The 19,220-nt window shown below is 61.5% G+C and carries 22 protein-coding genes; 5 read left to right on the plus strand and 17 right to left on the minus strand.

All coding sequences use genetic code 11. From position 1 onward, the window contains the following. Window positions 1-42 precede the first annotated feature (42 nt). The 5 genes from CQ002_RS19435 to CQ002_RS19455 form a co-directional block, all read right to left on the minus strand. The gene (locus CQ002_RS19435) at window positions 43-723 is read right to left on the minus strand and encodes a C39 family peptidase (protein WP_034104632.1); all 681 of its coding nucleotides are present in this window, start codon (window positions 721-723) and stop codon (window positions 43-45) included. Window positions 724-784: 61 nt separating this feature from the next. Beyond that, window positions 785-1,528 (minus strand): hypothetical protein, encoded by a 744-nt coding sequence (locus CQ002_RS19440; protein ID WP_105162080.1) that lies wholly within the window; start codon window positions 1,526-1,528, stop codon window positions 785-787. A gap of 67 nt (window positions 1,529-1,595) precedes the next feature. After that, window positions 1,596-2,147, minus strand: coding sequence for a hypothetical protein (locus CQ002_RS19445; RefSeq protein WP_034104636.1), 552 nt, complete (start codon window positions 2,145-2,147; stop codon window positions 1,596-1,598). After that, window positions 2,147-2,596, minus strand: coding sequence for a hypothetical protein (locus CQ002_RS19450; RefSeq protein ID WP_034104638.1), 450 nt, complete (start codon window positions 2,594-2,596; stop codon window positions 2,147-2,149). The genes CQ002_RS19445 and CQ002_RS19450 overlap by 1 nt, the downstream gene beginning before the upstream one ends. A gap of 329 nt (window positions 2,597-2,925) precedes the next feature. Further along, window positions 2,926-3,921: a FecR family protein gene (locus CQ002_RS19455; protein ID WP_105162081.1), complete on the minus strand. Its 996-nt coding sequence runs from the start codon at window positions 3,919-3,921 to the stop codon at window positions 2,926-2,928. Window positions 3,922-4,074: 153 nt separating this feature from the next. On the opposite strand from CQ002_RS19455, the gene CQ002_RS19460 reads away from it, so the two are divergent. Then, window positions 4,075-4,344: a PepSY domain-containing protein gene (locus tag CQ002_RS19460; protein WP_034104642.1), complete on the plus strand. Its 270-nt coding sequence runs from the start codon at window positions 4,075-4,077 to the stop codon at window positions 4,342-4,344. 21 nt (window positions 4,345-4,365) lie between these two features. On the opposite strand, the gene CQ002_RS19465 is transcribed toward CQ002_RS19460, so the two are convergent. Next, window positions 4,366-4,554 carry a hypothetical protein gene (locus CQ002_RS19465; protein ID WP_105162082.1) on the minus strand — a complete coding sequence of 63 codons (189 nt, stop codon included), beginning with the start codon at window positions 4,552-4,554 and terminating at the stop codon, window positions 4,366-4,368. A gap of 178 nt (window positions 4,555-4,732) precedes the next feature. Between CQ002_RS19465 and CQ002_RS19470 the strand changes: the two genes are divergently transcribed. Then, window positions 4,733-5,770: an Ldh family oxidoreductase gene (locus CQ002_RS19470; RefSeq protein ID WP_034104646.1), complete on the plus strand. Its 1,038-nt coding sequence runs from the start codon at window positions 4,733-4,735 to the stop codon at window positions 5,768-5,770. A gap of 37 nt (window positions 5,771-5,807) precedes the next feature. Here CQ002_RS19470 and CQ002_RS19475 read toward each other — a convergent pair whose 3' ends face one another. After that, window positions 5,808-6,137, minus strand: coding sequence for a YqjD family protein (locus tag CQ002_RS19475; RefSeq protein ID WP_034104648.1), 330 nt, complete (start codon window positions 6,135-6,137; stop codon window positions 5,808-5,810). A gap of 163 nt (window positions 6,138-6,300) precedes the next feature. Here CQ002_RS19475 and CQ002_RS19480 point away from each other — a divergent pair, with 163 nt between their 5' ends. Next, window positions 6,301-6,555: a hypothetical protein gene (locus tag CQ002_RS19480; protein ID WP_003190904.1), complete on the plus strand. Its 255-nt coding sequence runs from the start codon at window positions 6,301-6,303 to the stop codon at window positions 6,553-6,555. On the opposite strand, the gene CQ002_RS19485 is transcribed toward CQ002_RS19480, so the two are convergent. Next, on the minus strand, window positions 6,548-7,441 hold the full coding sequence (locus tag CQ002_RS19485) for a LysR family transcriptional regulator (protein WP_105163121.1): 894 nt from the start codon (window positions 7,439-7,441) through the stop codon (window positions 6,548-6,550). The two genes, CQ002_RS19480 and CQ002_RS19485, sit on opposite strands and share 8 nt — an antisense overlap. Window positions 7,442-7,594: 153 nt before the next feature. Between CQ002_RS19485 and CQ002_RS19490 the strand changes: the two genes are divergently transcribed. Continuing rightward, the gene (locus CQ002_RS19490) at window positions 7,595-8,521 is read left to right on the plus strand and encodes a carbon-nitrogen hydrolase family protein (RefSeq protein ID WP_105162083.1); all 927 of its coding nucleotides are present in this window, start codon (window positions 7,595-7,597) and stop codon (window positions 8,519-8,521) included. Window positions 8,522-8,584: 63 nt separating this feature from the next. On the opposite strand, the gene CQ002_RS19495 is transcribed toward CQ002_RS19490, so the two are convergent. Further along, complete coding sequence (locus CQ002_RS19495; protein WP_033900377.1) at window positions 8,585-9,046, minus strand: LEA type 2 family protein; 462 nt, start codon at window positions 9,044-9,046, stop codon at window positions 8,585-8,587. Window positions 9,047-9,058: 12 nt separating this feature from the next. Further along, window positions 9,059-10,486 carry a nucleobase:cation symporter-2 family protein gene (locus tag CQ002_RS19500; RefSeq protein ID WP_034104654.1) on the minus strand — a complete coding sequence of 476 codons (1,428 nt, stop codon included), beginning with the start codon at window positions 10,484-10,486 and terminating at the stop codon, window positions 9,059-9,061. A 233-nt stretch (window positions 10,487-10,719) separates the two neighbouring features. Here CQ002_RS19500 and CQ002_RS19505 point away from each other — a divergent pair, with 233 nt between their 5' ends. After that, window positions 10,720-12,345 (plus strand): methyl-accepting chemotaxis protein, encoded by a 1,626-nt coding sequence (locus CQ002_RS19505; protein WP_034104656.1) that lies wholly within the window; start codon window positions 10,720-10,722, stop codon window positions 12,343-12,345. A gap of 129 nt (window positions 12,346-12,474) precedes the next feature. On the opposite strand, the gene CQ002_RS19510 is transcribed toward CQ002_RS19505, so the two are convergent. The 7 genes from CQ002_RS19510 to CQ002_RS19540 form a co-directional block, all read right to left on the minus strand. Continuing rightward, window positions 12,475-13,452 (minus strand): D-glycerate dehydrogenase, encoded by a 978-nt coding sequence (locus CQ002_RS19510; RefSeq protein WP_105162084.1) that lies wholly within the window; start codon window positions 13,450-13,452, stop codon window positions 12,475-12,477. Next, the gene (locus CQ002_RS19515; protein WP_034104660.1) at window positions 13,449-14,741 is read right to left on the minus strand and encodes an MFS transporter; all 1,293 of its coding nucleotides are present in this window, start codon (window positions 14,739-14,741) and stop codon (window positions 13,449-13,451) included. Before CQ002_RS19515 ends, CQ002_RS19510 begins: the two co-directional genes overlap by 4 nt. Window positions 14,742-14,786: 45 nt before the next feature. Then, window positions 14,787-15,728, minus strand: coding sequence for a sugar kinase (locus CQ002_RS19520; RefSeq protein ID WP_034104662.1), 942 nt, complete (start codon window positions 15,726-15,728; stop codon window positions 14,787-14,789). Beyond that, entirely contained in the window at window positions 15,721-16,503 is a 783-nt protein-coding gene (locus CQ002_RS19525; RefSeq protein WP_034104664.1) for a sugar phosphate isomerase/epimerase, read from the minus strand. Before CQ002_RS19525 ends, CQ002_RS19520 begins: the two co-directional genes overlap by 8 nt. Before the next feature lie 71 nt (window positions 16,504-16,574). Then, on the minus strand, window positions 16,575-17,588 hold the full coding sequence (locus CQ002_RS19530) for a LacI family DNA-binding transcriptional regulator (protein WP_105163122.1): 1,014 nt from the start codon (window positions 17,586-17,588) through the stop codon (window positions 16,575-16,577). A 108-nt stretch (window positions 17,589-17,696) separates the two neighbouring features. After that, window positions 17,697-18,296 (minus strand): LysE family translocator, encoded by a 600-nt coding sequence (locus CQ002_RS19535; RefSeq protein ID WP_105162085.1) that lies wholly within the window; start codon window positions 18,294-18,296, stop codon window positions 17,697-17,699. Window positions 18,297-18,350: 54 nt separating this feature from the next. Beyond that, window positions 18,351-19,190, minus strand: coding sequence for an AraC family transcriptional regulator (locus CQ002_RS19540; RefSeq protein WP_105162086.1), 840 nt, complete (start codon window positions 19,188-19,190; stop codon window positions 18,351-18,353). Window positions 19,191-19,220 lie beyond the last annotated feature (30 nt).

Here is a 19,220-nt window from a genome sequence, read left to right on the forward strand (position 1 = left end):
CTTCAGCTCCTGGAGCGTCCTGCCCCTTATTGCGCTTCTTGTTTAGAAGAAGTCGCTCTGGATGAAACCGAAATCCATCAGCTCGGCATCGCCTACCGGCCTGAACTCATTCAACTGGTTCTTGGCGGTCAACGGGGTAGGAGGGTCGAGCAAGGCGTTGGCCTTGTCGTAACCTTCACCCAATATGGCGAAGACGATGCCATTCCAGCCCTTGACGAAGTCGTCGTGTGAATAGCGCTTGTGGCCCAGCACCGGGTCGCCGATATAGACCCAATCCTTGTCCGCGCGCTGTAACACCACGAAGTGCTTGTAGCCACGAATCTCCAGCAGCACCACCACGGGGATCTTCACGGTCACCAGGGTCTCTGGCCCGATCTTGTAGCCCCGGGCACGCATGCCGATGCTTTCGAGGTAGCGCTTCATGTCCAGCATGGAAAAGCCTTGGGTACGTACCAGGTCCTGGTCTGCATTGACCAGCATGCCTTTGATGACGTGGTCTTCGTCTACGTCCAGCCAATAGCCCTGGCGCAGAATGGTGGCGAGTGCCGCAGCACCGCAGCTGAAATCGGTTTTCTGTTCCACCAGGTTGGCGAACCGGCGTTCACGGATACTCTCGACCTTCTTGTAGATGACTGCACCGCCGGGCATGGCGGAGATCGCCATGGTCCCTGCCCAGGTTGGGCCGGTGAGCAACATCAGGAGGGTGAGGGTTGCGAGGCGCATGATCGTGTGACCTGCTGGACACTGGAATAAAAAAGGGCCTTGTTGCCAAGGCCCGATTGGATCAGAAGCGCACGCCGCTGGCGCAGACGGTGCAACCTTGACCGATCGACAGGCTGTTGCTGCCTTGGTTGCCGGAACCCGATTGCAGGTTCACACCCACGTTGCCGGAGTTACGGTTAACCGCGTTGTCGAGGCTGGAGTTGTTCGACACGTACTGTGGTTTGCTGCCATAGCCATAACCGTGGCTGGTAGCCGCAGTGTTGAGGTAGTTGTTGGCGAGCGAGTTTTGCTCGGTGTTGGCGGCCGCTGCGATGTTTTTACCGTCAGCAGTGGTGATTGACAGGTTGTTCTTGCCTTGGTTGCCTTGACCGGCCTGGCCGTTGTAGCCCACGTTGCCGGAGTTGCCGTTGATGCCGTTATCCACCGAAGCGTTGTTCTGAATGCCTTTGCTGACGAAGTTGTTCAGCGCGCTGTTTTGATTCACATCGACCACGGCGAACACGGTTGCGAAGTCACCCTTGGCGCTGGAAATGGCGCCAGAGTTGTCGGCCTGGTTGCCACTGCCGGCTTGAACGTTAACCCCGGTGTTACCACTGTTGCCGTTTACCGAGTTATCGGCAGAGGCGTTATTTTCGGTCTTGGTGTCGTCGAACTTGTTGCCCACGCTGTTTTGTACATCCGTAACCACGGAGGCAACCACGCCGGTTGGTTGAGGCGCAGGGTGCCAGCCACCTGCTTGAGCAGCAGCAGCCATGAGAGCGGCGAGAGCGAAAACCAGTGGTTTCAGAGCCATTTGAGGTTTCATGGTGTTTCTCCTTGCTTCTAATTAGTTGGTTAAGTGTTGGTACGGTCTAACGTGTGCTACCAAGCTGTTACTTGATAGTGATGCCCAGGGTGTTAGCCACTCGGTTCCCCACCCCAGCACTCTGGTTCACCTGTATCACTCCTCGGCTGCCGGTGAAGGCCTGGTCGCTTGTCACGACCTGGCGGCTGCCAGTGGTGGGGGTGAGCCCTGAGTCGGTTGCCAGCGTCGTCGTGTTCTGTTGCAACAGGACGCTGTCGTCGATGCTTTGCGGGCCAGGGTTGATGCTGATCCGCACGGCATTGATTGATTGGTTATTGGCCCCGGCTGACTGGTTGATGCCCAGCATGCCGTTGCCATTGGTAAAAGAAGTGCCTTCGATCGTCGCCTTGGCGTTCAGCGAGGGGTCGACTTTGCCGTTCATGTTCTGGATCGTGCGGGTGGAGGCCTGGCCACCGAGTGCGACGGCGCGGTTATTGGCGGTTTGCTGCTGGTCGCCGGCTGCCTGGTTGATCATCAGGTTGCCGTTGTAGGCTTGGCCGCTGTTGGTGATCACGGCGGTGTTGTCGGCCATGGCACAGGTGCTGCCCAGCAGGGCCAGAATAAGCAGGGAGCGCTTCATTATTTGCCCCCCATCATGCTGCCGATGTTGTTCAACGGCGCCATGCCACGCTGGATCGAGTCACTGATCTGCCCGCCCATGGCGGCGCCGGCACCGTGCCCGACCGCTGCCCCGGAGCCGAGTGTCGATACGCTGCCTTGGGTGCTGTTGAGGCCAGGAATATTGCCGTTTGGCAGGACTGCGCGGGTAATGCTCGAGCCGCTGCTGATACCGCGAATGTCCATGTCGCTGAGTTCGCCCGTGGCGTTTATGATCTCGCGGCTTGGATTGGCGTTGGCGGTCGTGGGGTAGGGGTCTTTACCGAATGAAGGCCGACCGTACATGTGGCCTTGGACATCACGTCCTGTCACGATCACACCGTCACCTGCCAGGGTCGGAAGACTGATACTGGCGCTGAGTACACAGCTGACCAGCAGTACGTTCATCGAACCTTGAGTGAGTGTCATCACGGCGGCATTCCTTATTCTTCGCGCTGACCCTAAACAGCGCTGTAAGGGATAGAGCAGAAGCCGTGCCGCTTTTTATTAGTTTCGGTTATTCAAGGGGTTGCGATAAATACCAGGCAAAATGATGGCCGCCCTGTATCAGCCGTGAGACAGCGACCCTCGCAGGCTTGGCTATCCAGCCACTGCACAATCGCTTCACCTCTGTGTATCAGTGCTGTAACACCGCGCGTGGCAAAACGATGAATCCGCTCACCACGGGCGGTCCAGGGCAGGCAGCTGTAAAGAAAATGGACACTTCAGGCGTGCACACGCCTGCGCCTGCTGGCGAGGGCTCAGCCTTTGGGGGTTTTACGCGGGATGGAGTTGAGTACGGGGTTGCCGTCCTGGTTCTGGGTCAGGTAGACCGGCAGCACCTTGGGCAGGGAGGGGACGAGGTTGTTGACCTCGTTGATGTTGTAGATGCCGCCAATGCGAATCGCCCCGGTACTGGCGTCGGCCAGCATCACCGGTTTGTTCAGGTAGCGGTTGATCAGTGGCAACGCATCGGCCAGGGCCAGGTTGTCGAGGACCAGTTTGCCCTGGCGCCAGGCCAGTGCGGTGTCGTTCGGGTTGATCGCCCGCACGCGGGGGGGGGCGTCGCCCTGTTGATAGCTGGCCTGCATGCCAGGGGTGAGGGGCACGCTGCCGTGCACCGAGTCGCTGGCAATTTGTACCGAGCCTTCGAGTAGCATCACCCGTACTTGGTCTTCATATTTCCAGACGTTGAACTGGGTCCCCGTGACGCGTACCTGGCCTGCGCCTGCGTGCACGATGAACGGGTGGTTGCTGTCATGGCTGACCTTGAAGAACGCCTCGCCCTTTTTCAGCGTGACCCGGCGCTGGTCTTTGTAGTTGCTGTAGACCAGCTCGGTGCCAAGGTTGAGTTCCACTTGGCTGCCATCGCCCAGCGTAACCTGGCGTAACCCGTTGGTGGCGTCGAAGCGTTCATAGGAACTCGGCAGCCACCCGGCTTCCCAACCGGTAACGGCAGCCAGTGGCAGGGCTACCAGGCAAATCGCTGCTGCCACCGCATAGGTGCGTAGACGGCTGGGACGCTTGGATCGCACCACCACGGGGATCGATTCGCTGCGCGGCAGGTGATCGGCGACCTCCCAGATTTCGAGCATGGCCGCGTATTCAAAAGCGTGCAGCGGATGAGCATCGTGCCATTGCGTAAAAGCCTGACGCTCGCCGGGTGTGCAATCACGAGCGTGCAAGCGCATGCACCAATGCGCAGCGGCGTCGGTGATCGCGTCATATTCGGCTTCTGAAAAGGCTTTTTCGCTCATTAACTCATCCTGATTTCCCACATTCTAACCTCCCGAGGCGGATGCCGAGAACAGCCATCATGGCGATTGCACATCAATTGGAACTTATTCTCGTTTGGCGATGCCCAAAAAATTCAGGACATGAGTCTGTCATTCCCACAATGGAGTACGAATATGCTGAAGAAAACCTTAGTCGCCCTGTGTGCAACCACCGCGCTGCTCAGCGCTGGCGCGGCCATGGCCGACAAGCCGGGCGCGGGCTGGATCACCATCGAGAAAGCGATCGAAGTGGCCAAGACCAAGGCCGGCTACATCGAGGTGTACGCAGCCGAAGCCGACGACAATGGCTATTGGGAAGTCAAAGGGCGCAAGTCCGACGGCACGGTGTATGAAGCGCGCATCGATGGCGCTTCGGGCAATATCCTGCGTGACCAGAAAGACTGACGTTCCCCGCCGGGAGCCTGCCTAGGCTCCCGCATTCCGTTCCAGGCCCAACAGGCTGATCATGCCAGTGATCGAGTCGGTATTGGCCGCTAGAGTGTCCACCCCTCTTTCAAGATTACTCATGAACAACCCTTGGGCGCTTTCGAGCGTTCGGCCGCGCGTGGTGCCCAGGTACTCATCAAAAAAGCAGGCCTGGCCGACGCGTGCCATCGCAGATTCTTCCAACTTGGCGGCGCTAGGACGCGACGCAAGGTGCGGGTGCCGTGCAGGTGGCGGTCGATAACCGGGGCGGATCGCAAGCGCCCGTTGACAGCAGGCACGGGAGGCGTTGTTTAATCGGCGGTCTGGATTCTTGTTGTCTCTTCCAATTATAAAATCGGAGCTACAGATGTCTGCCCAGTCCCCGATAGTTGACAGTCCTTCGGCCTTCATCGGTTTCAATGACCTGGTGGGGTTGCTGCACGGCATATTTGTCAAACATGGCACCTCACCGGAGGTTGCGTCGATCCTGGCGCACAATTGCGCAAGCGCCGAGCGCGACGGCGCGCACAGTCATGGCATCTTCCGCATTCCCGGTTACCTCAGCACGCTGGCCAGTGGCTGGGTCAATGGCAAGGCCGTGCCTGTGGTCACGGATGTGGCGTCCGGCTTCGTGCGGGTGGATGCCGGTAACGGCTTCGCGCAACCGGCGCTGGAGGCGGCCCGCGCGCTGCTGGTGGACAAGGCCCGCAGCGCCGGCATCGCACTGCTGGCTATTCACAACTCCCATCACTTTGCCGCGCTGTGGCCGGATGTCGAGCCTTTCGCCGAAGAGGGGCTCGTGGCATTGAGCGTGGTCAACAGCATGACCTGCGTGGTGCCTCATGGCGCCGACCGGCCGCTGTTCGGCACCAACCCCATCGCCTTCGCCGCGCCGCGTGCCGACGGCTTGCCGATTGTGTTCGACCTCGCTACCAGCGCCATCGCCCACGGCGACGTACAGATCGCCGCACGCAAGGGCGAGCGCCTGCCGCCGGGCATGGGCGTTGACAGTCTCGGCCAGCCCACCCAAGACCCCAAGGCCGTACTCGAAGGCGGCGCGCTACTGCCTTTTGGCGGGCACAAAGGGTCGGCATTATCGATGATGGTCGAGTTGTTGGCGGCGGCCTTGACCGGCGGCAACTTCTCGTTCGAGTTCAACTGGGCCGACCATCCGGGTGCCCGCACGCCTTGGACAGGGCAATTGCTGATCGTTATCGACCCGAGCAAGACCGCCGGGCAAAGCTTTGCCGAGCGCAGCCAGGAACTGGTGCGGCAGATGCATGCGGCGGGGTTGCGGCGGTTACCGGGGGATCGACGTCATCGCACACGGATGAAGTCGCAACAGCAGGGGATTGAGCTGCAAGCGCAGGAGCTGGCGCAATTGCAGGCGTTGCTGGTCGATTGAACAGGCGGCGGCGCCATCGGCGCCGCCGCCTGGCACATCAGTTACGGCGGCCCAGCAACAGGCCGACCACCAGGCCGAAGCCGGCAGAGATGGCCACGGTCTGCCATGGGTGGCCACCGATGTAGGTTTCGGTCGCGTCGACCACTGGCTTGCTGCGCTCGCGCACGTTGGACACCGAGTCCAGCGCTTGCTTGAGTTTGATGGCGACCTGCTCACGCAGGGTTTCACCTTCTTCGCCTACCAAGGCGGCGCTGCTTTTGAGCAGTTTGTCAGATTCTTCAATCAGCGCCGTGAGTTCGCTGAAGGCTTGATCCTTGATTTGATCTTCGACAGCTTGGGCGGCTTGAGCGGCGGTTTTGCGGGCCATTGTGTGACTCCTTGCAGATGAATGTGACAGTGAACAATGGAGTGTCGGGCGAAGGCAAAAGTTGCAGTTTTTTTGCCGTGCACGGATGCGGGGCAAAATCCGGATCAGGAAAATCCGACCTACAGTGTAAGATGTCGCCTATTTGTGCAGCAGGTAATTCAACATGAGCTTCAATCTCGCCAACAAGACCCTCGCCGAACGCGCCGAGCTGGAAGATGAAAAGTCCCGTCTCTACGACCTGTGGCAAACCAACCTGGGCAAGGCCAAGGGCGAAGCGGCGCGATTGTTCGGCGAACGTGCCAAGCGCAAGGGCAAGTGGGCCGAATGGGTACGTGCCGAACTCGACGGCATGTCGCCCCCGGAGTTTTCCAACATGGTGCGCAGTGAAGTCAACAAGCTGATGGCCGCGGCTAAATAAAACTCGCCACAATCGCTTCACGGACTTTAAGCACTACCGGATCGAGCTGCGCCTGGGTACGCCAGCCCAGTTCGATCGGGTAGCGCGGCAGCGCCAGCGGGCAGGGCAGCACGCGCAGTCCGGTCATCTCGGCGATGGCCTGCGCGGCGTGTCCCGGAATGGTCGCCACTGCCTGGCTGCCCTTGAGCAAAAAGGGCAGCGCGGCAAAGTGGCTGGTAGATGCGCACACGTGGCGGCTCAACCCTTGCGCCGCCAGCCCCTCGTCGGTGATCCCGATAAACCCGCCTGAAGACACCAGCACATGTTCGCGCGCGACGAATGCCTCCAGGCTGATCTGGGGCTGATCCGAATCCACCAGGCAGCGGTAATCACCTTCCCCCAGCACCTGTCGGCTCAACCGGCTGTGGGCAAAACCGCCGGCGGTAATCGCCAGGTCCAAGGTGCGATCGAGTAACGCGCCGGCGACGATCTGGCTGTGGGTCTGACGGAAAATTACCCGGAGCTTGGGCGCACGCTCTGCGATTTCAGCGATTAGCCGACGACCATAGGCAATTTCGAAATCATCCGATAACCCCAGCACCACGGACCTGCCTTGATACTGCTGGTTATCCGGATTGACCATCGCCAGGCTCTGCCGGCAGCGGTCCAGTGCCTCACTGATGACCGGCTTCAGCTGATTGGCCCGCAACGTCGGCGCCAGGCCGCGGCCGGTCCGCACGAACAATTGATCGCCGTATACATCGCGCAAACGCCTCAGTGCGGCGCTGATCGCCGATTGCGTCACGCCCAGGCGCAGCGCTGCACGACTGGCGCTGGACTCGTCATGCAAGGCTTCAAAGGTTTTCAGCAGGTTGAGATCGACCTGGGCGATATTCATCTGGCGCATATCATTCAGCACTGAAGTGGTCTTTATTCATGATCGCCGCTCGCAGGAGAATGGGCAACCCGCCCCCTGGAGGAGCGAGATTGATAACGTATTCCGCGCTCAAGCTCGTTCGTGCAGAAGGGGCACTACCGTCTTTTATCCGGAGTGATCGTGATGCCTGTTTCTACTGTGGCCGCTTTGCAGATTGGCGCGTTGCCGGGCGGCAAGGCCGAGACCCTGGCGCAAATCCTCAGTTACGAGGACGCCATCCAGCGCAGCGGTGCGCAACTGGTGGTCATGCCAGAGGCGCTGCTCGGTGGCTATCCCAAAGGCGAAGGCTTCGGTACGCAACTGGGTTACCGCCTGCCTGAAGGTCGTGACGCCTACGCACGGTACTTCGCCAACGCCATCGATGTGCCCGGCGCAGAGACCGAGGCGCTGGCGGGGTTGTCCGCACGTACCGGTGCCAGCCTGGTACTCGGCGTGATCGAGCGCAGTGGCAGCACGCTGTACTGCACCATGTTGTACTTCGAGCCCGCCGGTGGCCTGGTGGCCAAGCACCGCAAGCTGATGCCTACCGGCACCGAACGACTGATCTGGGGCAAGGGTGATGGCTCGACATTGCCGGTGATCGACGCTGCGGTGGGCCGTATTGGCGGCGCCGTGTGCTGGGAAAACATGATGCCCCTGTTGCGCACGGCGATGTATGCCAAGGGGGTGCAGGTGTGGTGTGCGCCGACCGTGGACGAGCGCGAAATGTGGCAGGTGAGCATGCGCCATGTCGCCCATGAGGGCCGCTGTTTTGTCGTGAGTGCGTGCCAGGTGCAGGCCTCGCCGCAAGCCTTGGGCGTGGAGGTTGCCAATTGGCCTTCGGACCGTGCGTTGATTGCCGGTGGCAGCGTGATCATCGGCCCCATGGGCGACATTCTCGCCGGGCCACTGCACGGTGAAGCCGGACTGCTGACGGCCCGCATCGATACCGATGAGTTGGTGCGCGCGCGGTACGACTATGACGTGGTAGGGCACTACGCCCGGCCGGATATATTCGAGTTGGTGGTGGACGAGCGCGCCAAGCCCGGCGTGCGCTCTATCACCGACTGAAACACGATAAGCCTGTAGAAGCCGGTTTGCCGGCGCCTCCAGTAGGTGTCGGTTGCATGGCGCTTACCAGGTGGCGGTATTCGGCAGGTCCAGCGTGCCACGGTCCACGAAGCGCATTGTGCCGAACAGGCCACCCGCCAGTTTGCCGCGCAGCACATACGGCAGGTTGTTCAAGCTTTGGGTCTGGCTCAGGCCCAGGGTCTGACGTAACACCGAAAACGCCGAAACACTCACCGGCACCATCAGAACGGTCTCGGAAAAACGTGGGATCGATCCGCTTTGGTCACTCACGCCCGACGCCAACGGCCGGCCGTTAACTTCCAGGTCAAGGGCCACGCCGTTGTAGTCGATCGCCGTCTCATTGGGGTTCTGCACCCGTAGCTTCACGGCAAAGCGCACTTCCAGGTCCTGGCTTTGCAGGGGCTCGATGCCCACCACGTTGATGTTCACCGGGTCGCGATTGGGAAACAGGGCGCAGGCGCTCAGGGTTAGCAGCAACAGCGATAGAACCATGAGCTTGCGCATTAAAAGGTGCTCCTATTTCGTGACGTCCGGGTCCTGCATGACTTTGAGGGTAGAGGACTCCGGATCAAATTCATCTTCTTCCAGTTCTATGAACTCTTCCGGCAGGAAAATGTTCAGCAAGATTGCACAGAATGCGCCCACGGTGATCGGCGATTCAAAGATGTTATGCAGCGCCTTGGGCAGGTCGCGCAGCACTTCCGGTACGGCGGCGACGCCCAGGCCCATGCCGAGGGAAATTGCCACGATCAGCACATTGCGCCGGTGCAGCCCGGCTTCGGCGAGGATCTTGATGCCAGCCACCGCCACGGTGCCGAACATGATCAGGGTCGCGCCGCCCAGCACCGGCTTGGGCATCAGTTGCAGCACCGCGCCGATCATCGGGAACAGGCCCAGCAACACCAGCAGGCCGGCGATGAAGTACGCCACATAACGGCTGGCCACGCCGGTCAATTGGATCACGCCGTTGTTCTGGGCAAATGTCACCATCGGCAGGCTGTTGAAGGTGGCGGCCATCGCCGAGTTGAGTCCGTCTGCCAACAGGCCGGACTTGATGCGCTTGATATACAGCGGGCCCTTGACCGGCTGTTGGGAAATCATCGAGTTGGCGGTCAGGTCACCAGCTGCCTCCAGGGGCGAAATCAGGAAGATCACCGCCACCGGGATAAAGGCCACCCAGTCGAACGAGAAGCCGTACTTGAACGGCACCGGCACGCTGATCAGCGGCACCTGGGGCAGTGCCGCCATGTCCACGCGCCCCAGCCACCAGGCGACCACGAAACCCAGGGTCAGGCCGATCACGATCGAACCCAGGCGCAGGAACGGATTGTTGAAGCGGTTGAGCACCACGATGGTCAGCAGTACCAGCGCGGCCAATCCCATATTGCTCGCGGCGCCGAGGTCGCTGGCGCCAAAACCGCCGGCCATATCGGTGACCGCCACCTTGATCAGCGACAGGCCCATCAGGGTAATGATGGTGCCGGTGACCACCGGGGTGATCAGCTTGCGCAGCTTGCCGATGAATTGGCTGAGCACCACCTCGATAAAAGCCGCGAAAAAGCAGATGCCAAAGATCGTCGAGAGGATTTCATCGGTGCCGCCGCCCCGGGCCTTGACCATGAAGCCCGCGCTGAGAATCACGCTGATGAAGGAGAAGCTGGTGCCCTGCAGGCACAACAGCCCGGAGCCGATCGGGCCGAACTTGCGCGCTTGCACAAAGGTGCCGAGCCCCGACACAAACAGCGCCATGCTCACCAGGTAGGGCACTTCGCTTTCCAGGCCCAGCACACCACCAACGATCAGCGTGGGCGTGATGATCCCGACAAAACTCGCCAGCACGTGCTGCAAGGCGGCAAAAATGGCGGCCGTGAAGTGCGGGCGGTCTTCCAGGCCGTAGATCAGGTCGGATTTATAGCGGGGGCGGGAGGCTTGAGCGTCAGACAAAATGCGGGCTCGGGTCAGAAAATGGAGGCGCAGGATGCCAGAAACTGCCTTTTGTCAGAAGTGTAAAAAAATATTTATAGAGCCCCTACGCAAAACCCCTGGCCCTGCCGATACCGCGTATAGGCCCACATACTTATTACAACAGTGGTGACCAAGGTCTGAGCAGCGCGTTGACGCTGACGGATCGTTTCGCGGCAGGGACGCTTGCAGACACTCCTTCTGAGAGCACCCCTATGTCCCTTCGCCAGTTGAATATTGCTCCTCGAGCGTTTCTCGGTTTCGCCTTCATTGCGTTGTTAGTGGTTTTACTGGGGGTGTTTGCGGTCAACCGCATGACACAGATCCGCCAGTCTTCGGTTGGCATGAGCCTGAACCAGCTGCCCAGCGTGACTTCACTGGCTGTTATTACAGAGAACGTGCTGCGCCTGCGCATCCTGTCGTTCCGCGTGTTGGTCAACCGCGAGCCTGCCAGCCTGCAAGAAGCCGAAACCCGCATAGGTGTGCTCGCCGACAAGGTCAAGACGGCCCAGGCGACCTACGCTGCACTGCCTGCTGGCCCGGAGGAGGCGGCACTGTACAAGACGTTCATGACGACCCTGGACAACTACTTCAAGGCCCAGGCCGACATGTTGGCGCTGTCCAAGCAGGGCAAGGTCGATGAAATGCGCGCCCTGATCAACTCGCGGATCAAGGACGGCACCGACCAGATGGGCGAGCAACTGAACAAGCTCATTGCCATCAACGCGGCCGACGCCAAGCAAGCCGACGATGACGCCGGGCAAAGTTACCAGGGCGCGATTACCGGTGTGATCGCCGTGTCGGTCGTCGCCGCGCTGCTTACCGTATTGCTGGCCTGGCTCCTTACCCGCAGCATTGTCACGCCGCTGCGCAGGGCCGTGGAACTCGCCGAAACCATCGCCGGTGGCAACCTGAGCAAGACCATCGAAGACGATGGCAAGGATGAACCCGCACGTTTGCTCAGCGCGTTGTCGACCATGCAGGCCAATTTGCGCCAGACCATCCAGCATATCGCCGGTTCGGCCACGCAGCTGGCGTCCGCCGCTGAAGAGTTGAGCGCGGTGACCGAAGAAGCCTCCAAAGGCTTGCAGCAACAGAACAATGAAATCGACCAGGCGGCTACGGCCGTCAACGAGATGACGGCAGCGGTGGAAGAAGTGGCGCGCAATGCGGTGTCGACGTCCGAAGCGTCCGGGCAGTCCAACCAGGCCGCGCGCGAAGGCCGCGACCGGGTGATGGAAACCGTCGGCGCGATCCAGACCATGACCCAGGATGTGCAAAACACGGCGGCGATGATCGAAGGCCTGGCGACTCAAGGGCGTGATATCGGCAAGGTGCTGGACGTGATCCGTGCGATTGCCGAACAGACCAACCTGCTGGCGCTCAACGCGGCCATCGAAGCTGCCCGTGCCGGTGAAGCCGGGCGTGGTTTTGCGGTGGTGGCCGACGAGGTGAGGGCCCTGGCCCATCGCACGGCGCAGTCGACCCAGGAGATCGAAAAAATGGTCGCCGGTATCCAGAACGGCACCGGCGAAGCCGTACAGTCCATGCAGCAGAGCAACCAGCGCACCCAGACCACCCTGGAAATGGCCCGCGCCGCCGGCGTGGCCCTGGAGCAGATCACCCAATCCATCAGCCTGATCAACGAACGCAACCTGGTGATTGCCAGCGCGTCAGAAGAACAGGCCCAGGTGTCCCGTGAAGTGGACCGCAACCTGGTGAATATCCGCGACCTGGCGACCCAGTCGGCGGCGGGTGCCAACCAGACCAGCGCGGCCAGCCATGAGCTGTCGCGCCTGGCGGTGGATTTGAATGGGATGGTGGCGCGGTTCGTTATCTAACGAGCGACGCGGGTCTGGGGCGGGGGCTGGCTTGCCTGCGATGCGCTGGATCAGTCAATGATGTACTGGCTGTTAGCGTGCTAGCGCGGGCAAGCCCGCCCTCACATTCGTCTGGTGTTGGGTCAGGAATCAGTGCTTCCAGGCGAGCGGGTTCACCAGGTTTTTCGGGCGCTCACCCGCCAACGCCTGCAACAGATTATCCACGGCACACGTGGCCATCGCTTCCCGGGTCTCATGGGTCGCCGAGCCGATGTGCGGCGTGGCCACCACATTGTTCAGGCGCAACAACGGGGAATGGTGATCCAGCGGTTCTTTTTCGAACACGTCCAATCCCGCTGCGCGGATCGTGCGTTGGTGCAACGCGTCCACCAGCGCGGCCTCATCTACCACCTTGCCGCGCGAGATATTGATGAAGATCGTCTCTGGCCCCATCAGCGCGAATTGTTCGGCGCCAATCAGCTTCTCGGTTTCAGCGGTCAGCGGCAACGTCAGGCAGACAAAGTCGGCCTGTTGCAGCAAATCGTCCAAGCTACGGTACTGCGCGCCGAAACGCGCTTCCACCGCCGGCTTGGGCGAATGGCTGTGGTAGATCACCGGCATGCCGAAGCCAAAGTGCCCACGCTGGGCCAGGGCTTCGCCGATACGGCCCATGCCGATGATACCGAGGGTCTTGCCATGCACGTCGCTGCCAAAGTGCGCCGGGCCGATGTTCTTGCTCCACTGGCCGGCGCGCACCATATCGGCCAGTTCGACCACGCGGCGGGCGGTGGCCAGGATCAAGGCAAAGCCGGTGTCGGCGGTGGTTTCGGTGAGCACGTCCGGGGTATTGCTGAGCAGGATGCCGCGCCCCGTCAGGTAGTCGATATCGTAGTTGTCCACGCCCACCGACACGCTGGCCACCGCTTCCAGTGTCGGCGCCAGGTCCAGCAGCTTGGCGTCCAGGCGCAGGCTGGCACCCAACAGGCCGTGGGCGCTGGGCAGGGCATCGCGCAGCTTGGCCAGGCCGGTGTCATCCAGCGCTTCGATCAGCGTAACCTCGGCCTTTTCATGCAGGCGGGCCATCAGCGGCGCGGAGAGTTTCTTGTACAACACGACAGACTTTTTCATGAGGTCTTTACCTTCAACTCCAGAGTGGGCACGGGCGAGCGGTCGCTGGCGCCGGGCTTGAGGAAAATGGTCAGCACCACCGACAGCATCAACGCACCGCTCATCAACAGGTACGAGGCGCCAGGCGAGCCGGTGCTGCTATTGAGGTAGCCCACCAGGTACGAACCACCGAACGAACCAAGGGCTCCCATGCTGTTGATCAGCGCCATGGCGCCACCGGCGACATTGGCCGGGAGGATTTCCGGGACGATGGCGAAAAATGGGCCATAGGGCGCGTACATACAGGCGCCGGCAATCACCAGTAGGGTGTAGGACCACCAGAAGTGTTCGGCGCCCAGCACGTAGGACGCATAGAACGCGATGGAGGCAATCAGCAGCGGCGGCCACACAAAGCGCTTACGTTTTTGCAGTTTGTCCGAGCCCCAGGACACCACCAGCATGCCAATCACCGCTGCCAGATACGGCAGCGCCGACAGCCAGCCTGCCTCGACCATGTCCATCTGCAGGCCGGCCTTGAGGATCGACGGCAGCCACAGTACAAAGCCATACACACCAATGCTCCAGCAGAAGAACTGCAAAGCCAGGATGATCACCTTGGGCGAGCGAAAGGCTTCGGCGTAGTTCTTCACCGCCTTGATGCCCACCTGCTCGGCGGCCAGGGCCGTTTCCAGGTTGTGCTTTTCGCTGTCGCTGAGCCATTTGGCATCCTTTGGACGCTCATCGGCCAGCTTCCACCAGATAAATGCCCACAGTACCGCTGGCAGGCCTTCGATGATGAACATCCAGCGCCAGCTGAAATGCTGCACGAGGTAGCCTGACACCACCGACATCCACAGCATGGTTACCGGGTTGCCGAGGATCAGGAAGGTATTGGCGCGGGAGCGTTCGGCACGGGTGAACCAGTGGCACAGGTACACCAGCATCGCCGGCATCACCGCGGCTTCCACCACCCCCAGCATGAAGCGAATCACAATCAGCATGTAGGCGTTGGACACCACGCCGGTCAGGGTGGCCAGGCCGCCCCAGAGGATCAGGCTGACAAAAATCAGCTTCTTGACGCTGCGCTTTTGCGCATAGATCGCCCCCGGCACCTGGAAGAAAAAGTAACCGAGGAAAAACAGCGCACCCAGCAATGACGACATGCCGGGCGTGATCATCAGGTCTTCGGCCATCCCGGAGGCAGCGGCGAAGCCATAGTTGGCGCGGTCCAGGTACGCCAGGCTGTAGGTGATAAAAACGATGGGCATGATGTACCACCAACGGCGGGTGGCGAGTTTCACGGTGTCCATGGGGTTGCTCCTGAGCTTGTTGTAGTTGTGGCAACAGGTAATGGGTTAGGCAACGGATCGACTGGGTAACTCAGAACGGGTGGGCAAACCTTCCATGTCGCCGCGGCTCTGCACGGCACGGCTGCCGATCCAGTTGCCGCGCTCTACCGCCTCGCGAAAGCCGAGGTTTTCGAGCAGCGCGCTGATCATGCCCACGGCAAAGCCGTCACCGGCGCCGACTGTGTCCACCACGGTGTCCACGCGCACGGCGGCGACAAAGCCCTGGTCCATCTGGGTGCGGTAGTAGGCACCGTCGGGTCCAAGCTTGATCGCCACGGCTTCGGCGCCCTGGTCGAGGTAAAACGCGGCGATGTCGGCCGGGTCATCGAAGCCGGTGAGCAGGCGGCCTTCGCCCAGGCCCGGCAGGACCCAATCGGCCAGGCCGGCGAGGGCGTTGATTTCGCGGACCATTGTCTGTTGGTTCGCCCACAGCGACGGACGCAGGTTGGGATCGAACGACACGCTGCGCCCGGCCTTGCGCATTTGCGTCATCAGCTCGACGGACAACTCGTGTGTCGCGGCCGACAACGCCGGTGGAATACCCGTGGCATGCAGGTGTCGGGCTTGCAGCAGCGCGGGGCTGATCGCAGCGATGGACAAGTGACTGGCCGCCGAACCTTTGCGGAAATACTCCACCTGCGGATCATCCCCAGCTTCCTCGCGGGACTTGAGCTGAAAACCGGTGGGGTGCAACGGGTCGACCGCCACATGCCGGCAATCCAGGCCTTCCCTGGTCAGGGTGTCGACCACAAAGCGGCCGAGGGAATCATTGCCCACCCGGCTTAGCCAGGCCACGTTGAAGCCCAGGCGCGAGAGGCCAATGGCGACGTTGCTGTCGGCCCCGGCAATGCGCTTGTGAAACTGCGCGACCTGGGCGAGCTCGCCAGTCTGCTCGGCGACAAACATCGCCATGGTTTCACCAAACGAGAGGATATCGATGTCAGACATGCGCGTTCTCCGCACGGGGTTGGCCCAGCAGGGCGAGGGTGGCGACTTGCTGCGCGGTGACCGCGACCAGGTCATCGCCTTGCAGCGGAAATTCCACCGCCCGGGTAATACCTTGAGTCATGTGCTTGAGCAGTTGTTCCCACAGGTGCAGGTCGGTGGCGCCAGGCGGCAGGGCAACCAGCTTGCCGTCGGCGCGACGGGCCACGGCCTTGCAGTGCAGGTAATCCACATGCCTGCCGAGCAGGCGCGCGGCGGTAAGGGCAGACTGGTCCTGCCATTGCCAGTTGCCGATATCGAAGGTCATCTTCACCGGCAGGCCGAGCCGCTCCACTTCGCTGAAGAAGCGTTGCATTGGCTCGATCCGGCCGCCCTGCAGGGTCTGGTCATTTTCCACCAGCAACTGCACTGGGTGGCGGTTGAGCAGGGCGTGCAGGCTCTCCAGGTCATTGGTGTCGGTGAAGTAGCCGAGTGAGACCTTGAGCCAGCGCGCACCAAAGGCCTGGGCCCGATCCAGGGTCGCCGCCAGCTCGGCATTCGGTTGGGCGCGGCCGGCGACCCACAGTTCCAGGGGCGATGAGAACACCGATTCCAGACCCTGCCCGGCAGCGGCCCGGGCCAGTTCATCGGGTTGCTCGACCGTCAGCAATTCTTCACGCCATTCGATGCGTTGGGCGCCGGCGGCCGCCAGCAACTCGACAAAACTCAATTGGCCCTGCTGGCGGACAAGGTCGGCGCCGTAGCTGGAAAGGCTGATGGAGACGGGGTACTTATGCATTGTTGTTTACCTCTGAAACCGGTTTCATTTTTTTACGCACACCAAAACGGGAGTGACCGGGAAGCCGGCGCCTACGGGAGGGTTGTGGAGCCTCGGATGATCAGCTGGGGCAGGAAATCCAGGGTGCGTGTTGGCGTCGTGTCACCACGCAGGCGCTTGAGCAAACAGTCGAAGGCACTGGCGCCAATCGCCTCGGTCGGCTGGGCGAGGGCAGTGATGCCCGTGCCCACCAGCGGGTACCAGTCGAGGTCATCCAGGGCGATCAGGCCCACGTCCTCGAACAACGTGCAGCCCAAGTGTTTCAGCGCACGGGTACAGGCCAGCGCAGCGACGCCATTGGCGCAGAACACGGCCTTGGGACCTGGGGTCGCAAGAAAGGTTTGCAGGCGGTGCTCCAGCTCGCTGTCCAGTTCCAGCACCGTCCCGGCCAATGCCGGACGGCGGGCGATCTCGGCCTTGAAACTGTCCAGGCGCTCCAATCGCGAGCTGGTGCCATCGGTGGCTTCGCTCACCATCAGCACGTGGCGATACCCCTGTTGCTCCAAGTGGTCCACGGCTATGCGCACGGCCGCCGGGTTGTCCAGGCCGACCAGGTCGCTGTGCAGCGGCTCGACCTTGCGGTCCACCAGCACCAGCGGCATTTCGCGCTGCAGTTCAAGCAACTGGTCGAGGTGATGGCCGAGGGTGTTCACGATCAGGCCTTCGATGTTGTACGAACGCAGCGCGGCCAGGTGCTGGCGCTCCTGCTCGTCATCACGGTCGGTGTTGCACACCACCAGGCTGTAGCCGTGCTGGCGGCAGGCGGTCTCGACGCCGTGCATCACGGCAATGGAATAGGGGTTGCGGATATCGGCCACCAGCATGCCGATCAGCCGTGTACGCCCGCGTTTCAAACCGCGGGCCATCTGGTTGGGGCGGTAGCCGAGTTGTTCGATGGCCTGTTCGATGCGCAGGGCAATGGCATCGGAGAGCAAGGCGCGGTCGTCGCCGATAAAGCGCGACACGCTCGCCTTGGACACACCGGCGCGCTCGGCCACATCAAGCATGGTCACGCGGCTGCGCTGGGCGGCAGAAAAATTGTTCACGGTCATCGACCTTCTATTTTTATTGGAATGACTGAAACCGGTTTCAGGAAACCATCAAAACGGGAAAGTCGTCAAGCAGTTGTAGGACAAAGTCAGATAGCCGGTGCGTCAAACCACCACACCCAGCCAGGTCGCACCCAGCAGCAACACCGCCATGCTGCGGTTGAAGCGCTGCGTGGCCTTGGCCGACCGAAACACCTGTGCCGATCCGACGCCCAGCAGCGCCCACGTGCCCAGGCATGGCAGCGAAATCAGGAAAAATATCAGTGACAGGTACACCACCTGGCTCTGGCGCTCCTCACCATTGCCAGCAAAGACGCTCACAACCGCGAGCGCCATCATCCACGTTTTCGGGTTGATCAACTGCAGGCTGGCGGCGCCGATCAGGCCCAGGGGTTTTTGGCTCGCATCGACGTCGATGGTTTGCGCCGCGGCGCTGAATATCTGCCAGGCCAGGTAATTCAGCCAGGCGACGCCGATCCATTGCATGGCGGTTTGTACCTTGGGCACGTGCACCCATGACTCGCCAACGCCTGAACCCACCAGCAGCACGAGCCCCGCGGCACCGAGACAGGCGCCCAGGATGATAGGCAGCGCCGCCTTGAAACCGTAACGGGCACTGTGGCTCAGCACCAGGATATTGGTGGGGCCGGGCGTGATCGACGCGACAAAGGCAAACAGCGTAAAGGGCATAAACGTGGACAGCATGGTGGATGACTCCGATAAACCAAATGATGGAGTCGATCTTCACAAGCCCGCGTGCTACCTGTCTGGAAGATTTGAGCAGCGTTTGCGGTAGGCGGCGGGCGTAAGGCCGTAGGCGCGCACGAACCAGCGGCCGAGGTGGCTCTGGTCGGCAAAGCCCAATGCAATCGCTACATCCGCCGGTTGTTCGCCGTTGGCCAGCAAGTGCCGGGCCCGCGCCAGGCGCAGTTGCACCAGGTAAGCGTGAGGCGGCAGGCCAAACGCGCTCTTGAAGGCGCGGGTCAGGCGGAACCGGTCGACGCCGCAGGCCAGGGCCAGTTCGTCCATGCCCACATCCATGTGCAAGTGGGCATGCAGGTATTCCCGGGCCTTGTGGGCCACCTGCGGCAGGCGCGGGTCTTCACGGTAGCGGGTGCGCCAGTAGAGTTGCCCGGTGAGGCGTTCCAGCAATTGGTCCATGGCACGTTGGCGCACGATGCGCAGTTCGCCGCTGTGCAGGGTCTGGAAGGCTTGGCTGGTGGCCAGGGCCAGGCGTGGGTCACTGGCCAAGGTGCTGGCAAACGCCAACTGGCTGCCTGGCGGCGCCTCTTCGAACACCGCACTCACTTCGCGCGCCAACCAGTGTGGGTCGAGGTAGAGCATATGGTAAGTGAAGCCGTCGGCAGTGGGCGCATCGCCGTCATGCAACTCGCCGGGTTCCACCAGGAACACCTGGCCGGGCACGCTGTTGTGGCGGGTGCGGCGGCAGTTGAATTGCTGCACGCCTTGTTCGGTGACGCCGATCAGGTAGCTGTCGTGCCAATGCGGGTCGTACGCATGGCCTTCGAAGTGCGCGCGCAAGGTCTCGATACCGGTGTCGGCGTCCTGGGACAGGTCGATCCAATTGTGCGCGGCCATACATCACCGAAACGGAATACGTGAGGCTAT

The organism is Pseudomonas sp. MYb13, from assembly GCF_002980075.1.
Taxonomy (GTDB): Bacteria; Pseudomonadota; Gammaproteobacteria; order Pseudomonadales; family Pseudomonadaceae; genus Aquipseudomonas; species Aquipseudomonas lurida.

Excerpts from the sequence above, each read along its gene's own strand:
- CQ002_RS19445 (WP_034104636.1), bottom strand. The coding sequence starts at position 2,147 with ATGAAGCGCTCCCTGCTTATTCTGGCCCTGCTGGGCAGCACCTGTGCC.
- CQ002_RS19485 (WP_105163121.1), bottom strand. The coding sequence starts at position 7,441 with ATGCGCCAGATGAATATCGCCCAGGTCGATCTCAACCTGCTGAAAACC.
- CQ002_RS19435 (WP_034104632.1), bottom strand. The coding sequence starts at position 723 with ATGCGCCTCGCAACCCTCACCCTCCTGATGTTGCTCACCGGCCCAACC.
- CQ002_RS19525 (WP_034104664.1), bottom strand. The coding sequence starts at position 16,503 with ATGCATAAGTACCCCGTCTCCATCAGCCTTTCCAGCTACGGCGCCGAC.
- CQ002_RS19440 (WP_105162080.1), bottom strand. The coding sequence starts at position 1,528 with ATGAAACCTCAAATGGCTCTGAAACCACTGGTTTTCGCTCTCGCCGCT.
- CQ002_RS19540 (WP_105162086.1), bottom strand. The coding sequence starts at position 19,190 with ATGGCCGCGCACAATTGGATCGACCTGTCCCAGGACGCCGACACCGGT.
- CQ002_RS19475 (WP_034104648.1), bottom strand. The coding sequence starts at position 6,137 with ATGGCCCGCAAAACCGCCGCTCAAGCCGCCCAAGCTGTCGAAGATCAA.
- CQ002_RS19495 (WP_033900377.1), bottom strand. The coding sequence starts at position 9,046 with ATGCGCAAGCTCATGGTTCTATCGCTGTTGCTGCTAACCCTGAGCGCC.
- CQ002_RS19460 (WP_034104642.1), top strand. The coding sequence starts at position 4,075 with ATGCTGAAGAAAACCTTAGTCGCCCTGTGTGCAACCACCGCGCTGCTC.
- CQ002_RS19490 (WP_105162083.1), top strand. The coding sequence starts at position 7,595 with ATGCCTGTTTCTACTGTGGCCGCTTTGCAGATTGGCGCGTTGCCGGGC.
- CQ002_RS19455 (WP_105162081.1), bottom strand. The coding sequence starts at position 3,921 with ATGAGCGAAAAAGCCTTTTCAGAAGCCGAATATGACGCGATCACCGAC.
- CQ002_RS19480 (WP_003190904.1), top strand. The coding sequence starts at position 6,301 with ATGAGCTTCAATCTCGCCAACAAGACCCTCGCCGAACGCGCCGAGCTG.
- CQ002_RS19515 (WP_034104660.1), bottom strand. The coding sequence starts at position 14,741 with ATGGACACCGTGAAACTCGCCACCCGCCGTTGGTGGTACATCATGCCC.
- CQ002_RS19520 (WP_034104662.1), bottom strand. The coding sequence starts at position 15,728 with ATGTCTGACATCGATATCCTCTCGTTTGGTGAAACCATGGCGATGTTT.
- CQ002_RS19465 (WP_105162082.1), bottom strand. The coding sequence starts at position 4,554 with ATGGCACGCGTCGGCCAGGCCTGCTTTTTTGATGAGTACCTGGGCACC.
- CQ002_RS19470 (WP_034104646.1), top strand. The coding sequence starts at position 4,733 with ATGTCTGCCCAGTCCCCGATAGTTGACAGTCCTTCGGCCTTCATCGGT.
- CQ002_RS19505 (WP_034104656.1), top strand. The coding sequence starts at position 10,720 with ATGTCCCTTCGCCAGTTGAATATTGCTCCTCGAGCGTTTCTCGGTTTC.
- CQ002_RS19510 (WP_105162084.1), bottom strand. The coding sequence starts at position 13,452 with ATGAAAAAGTCTGTCGTGTTGTACAAGAAACTCTCCGCGCCGCTGATG.
- CQ002_RS19535 (WP_105162085.1), bottom strand. The coding sequence starts at position 18,296 with ATGCTGTCCACGTTTATGCCCTTTACGCTGTTTGCCTTTGTCGCGTCG.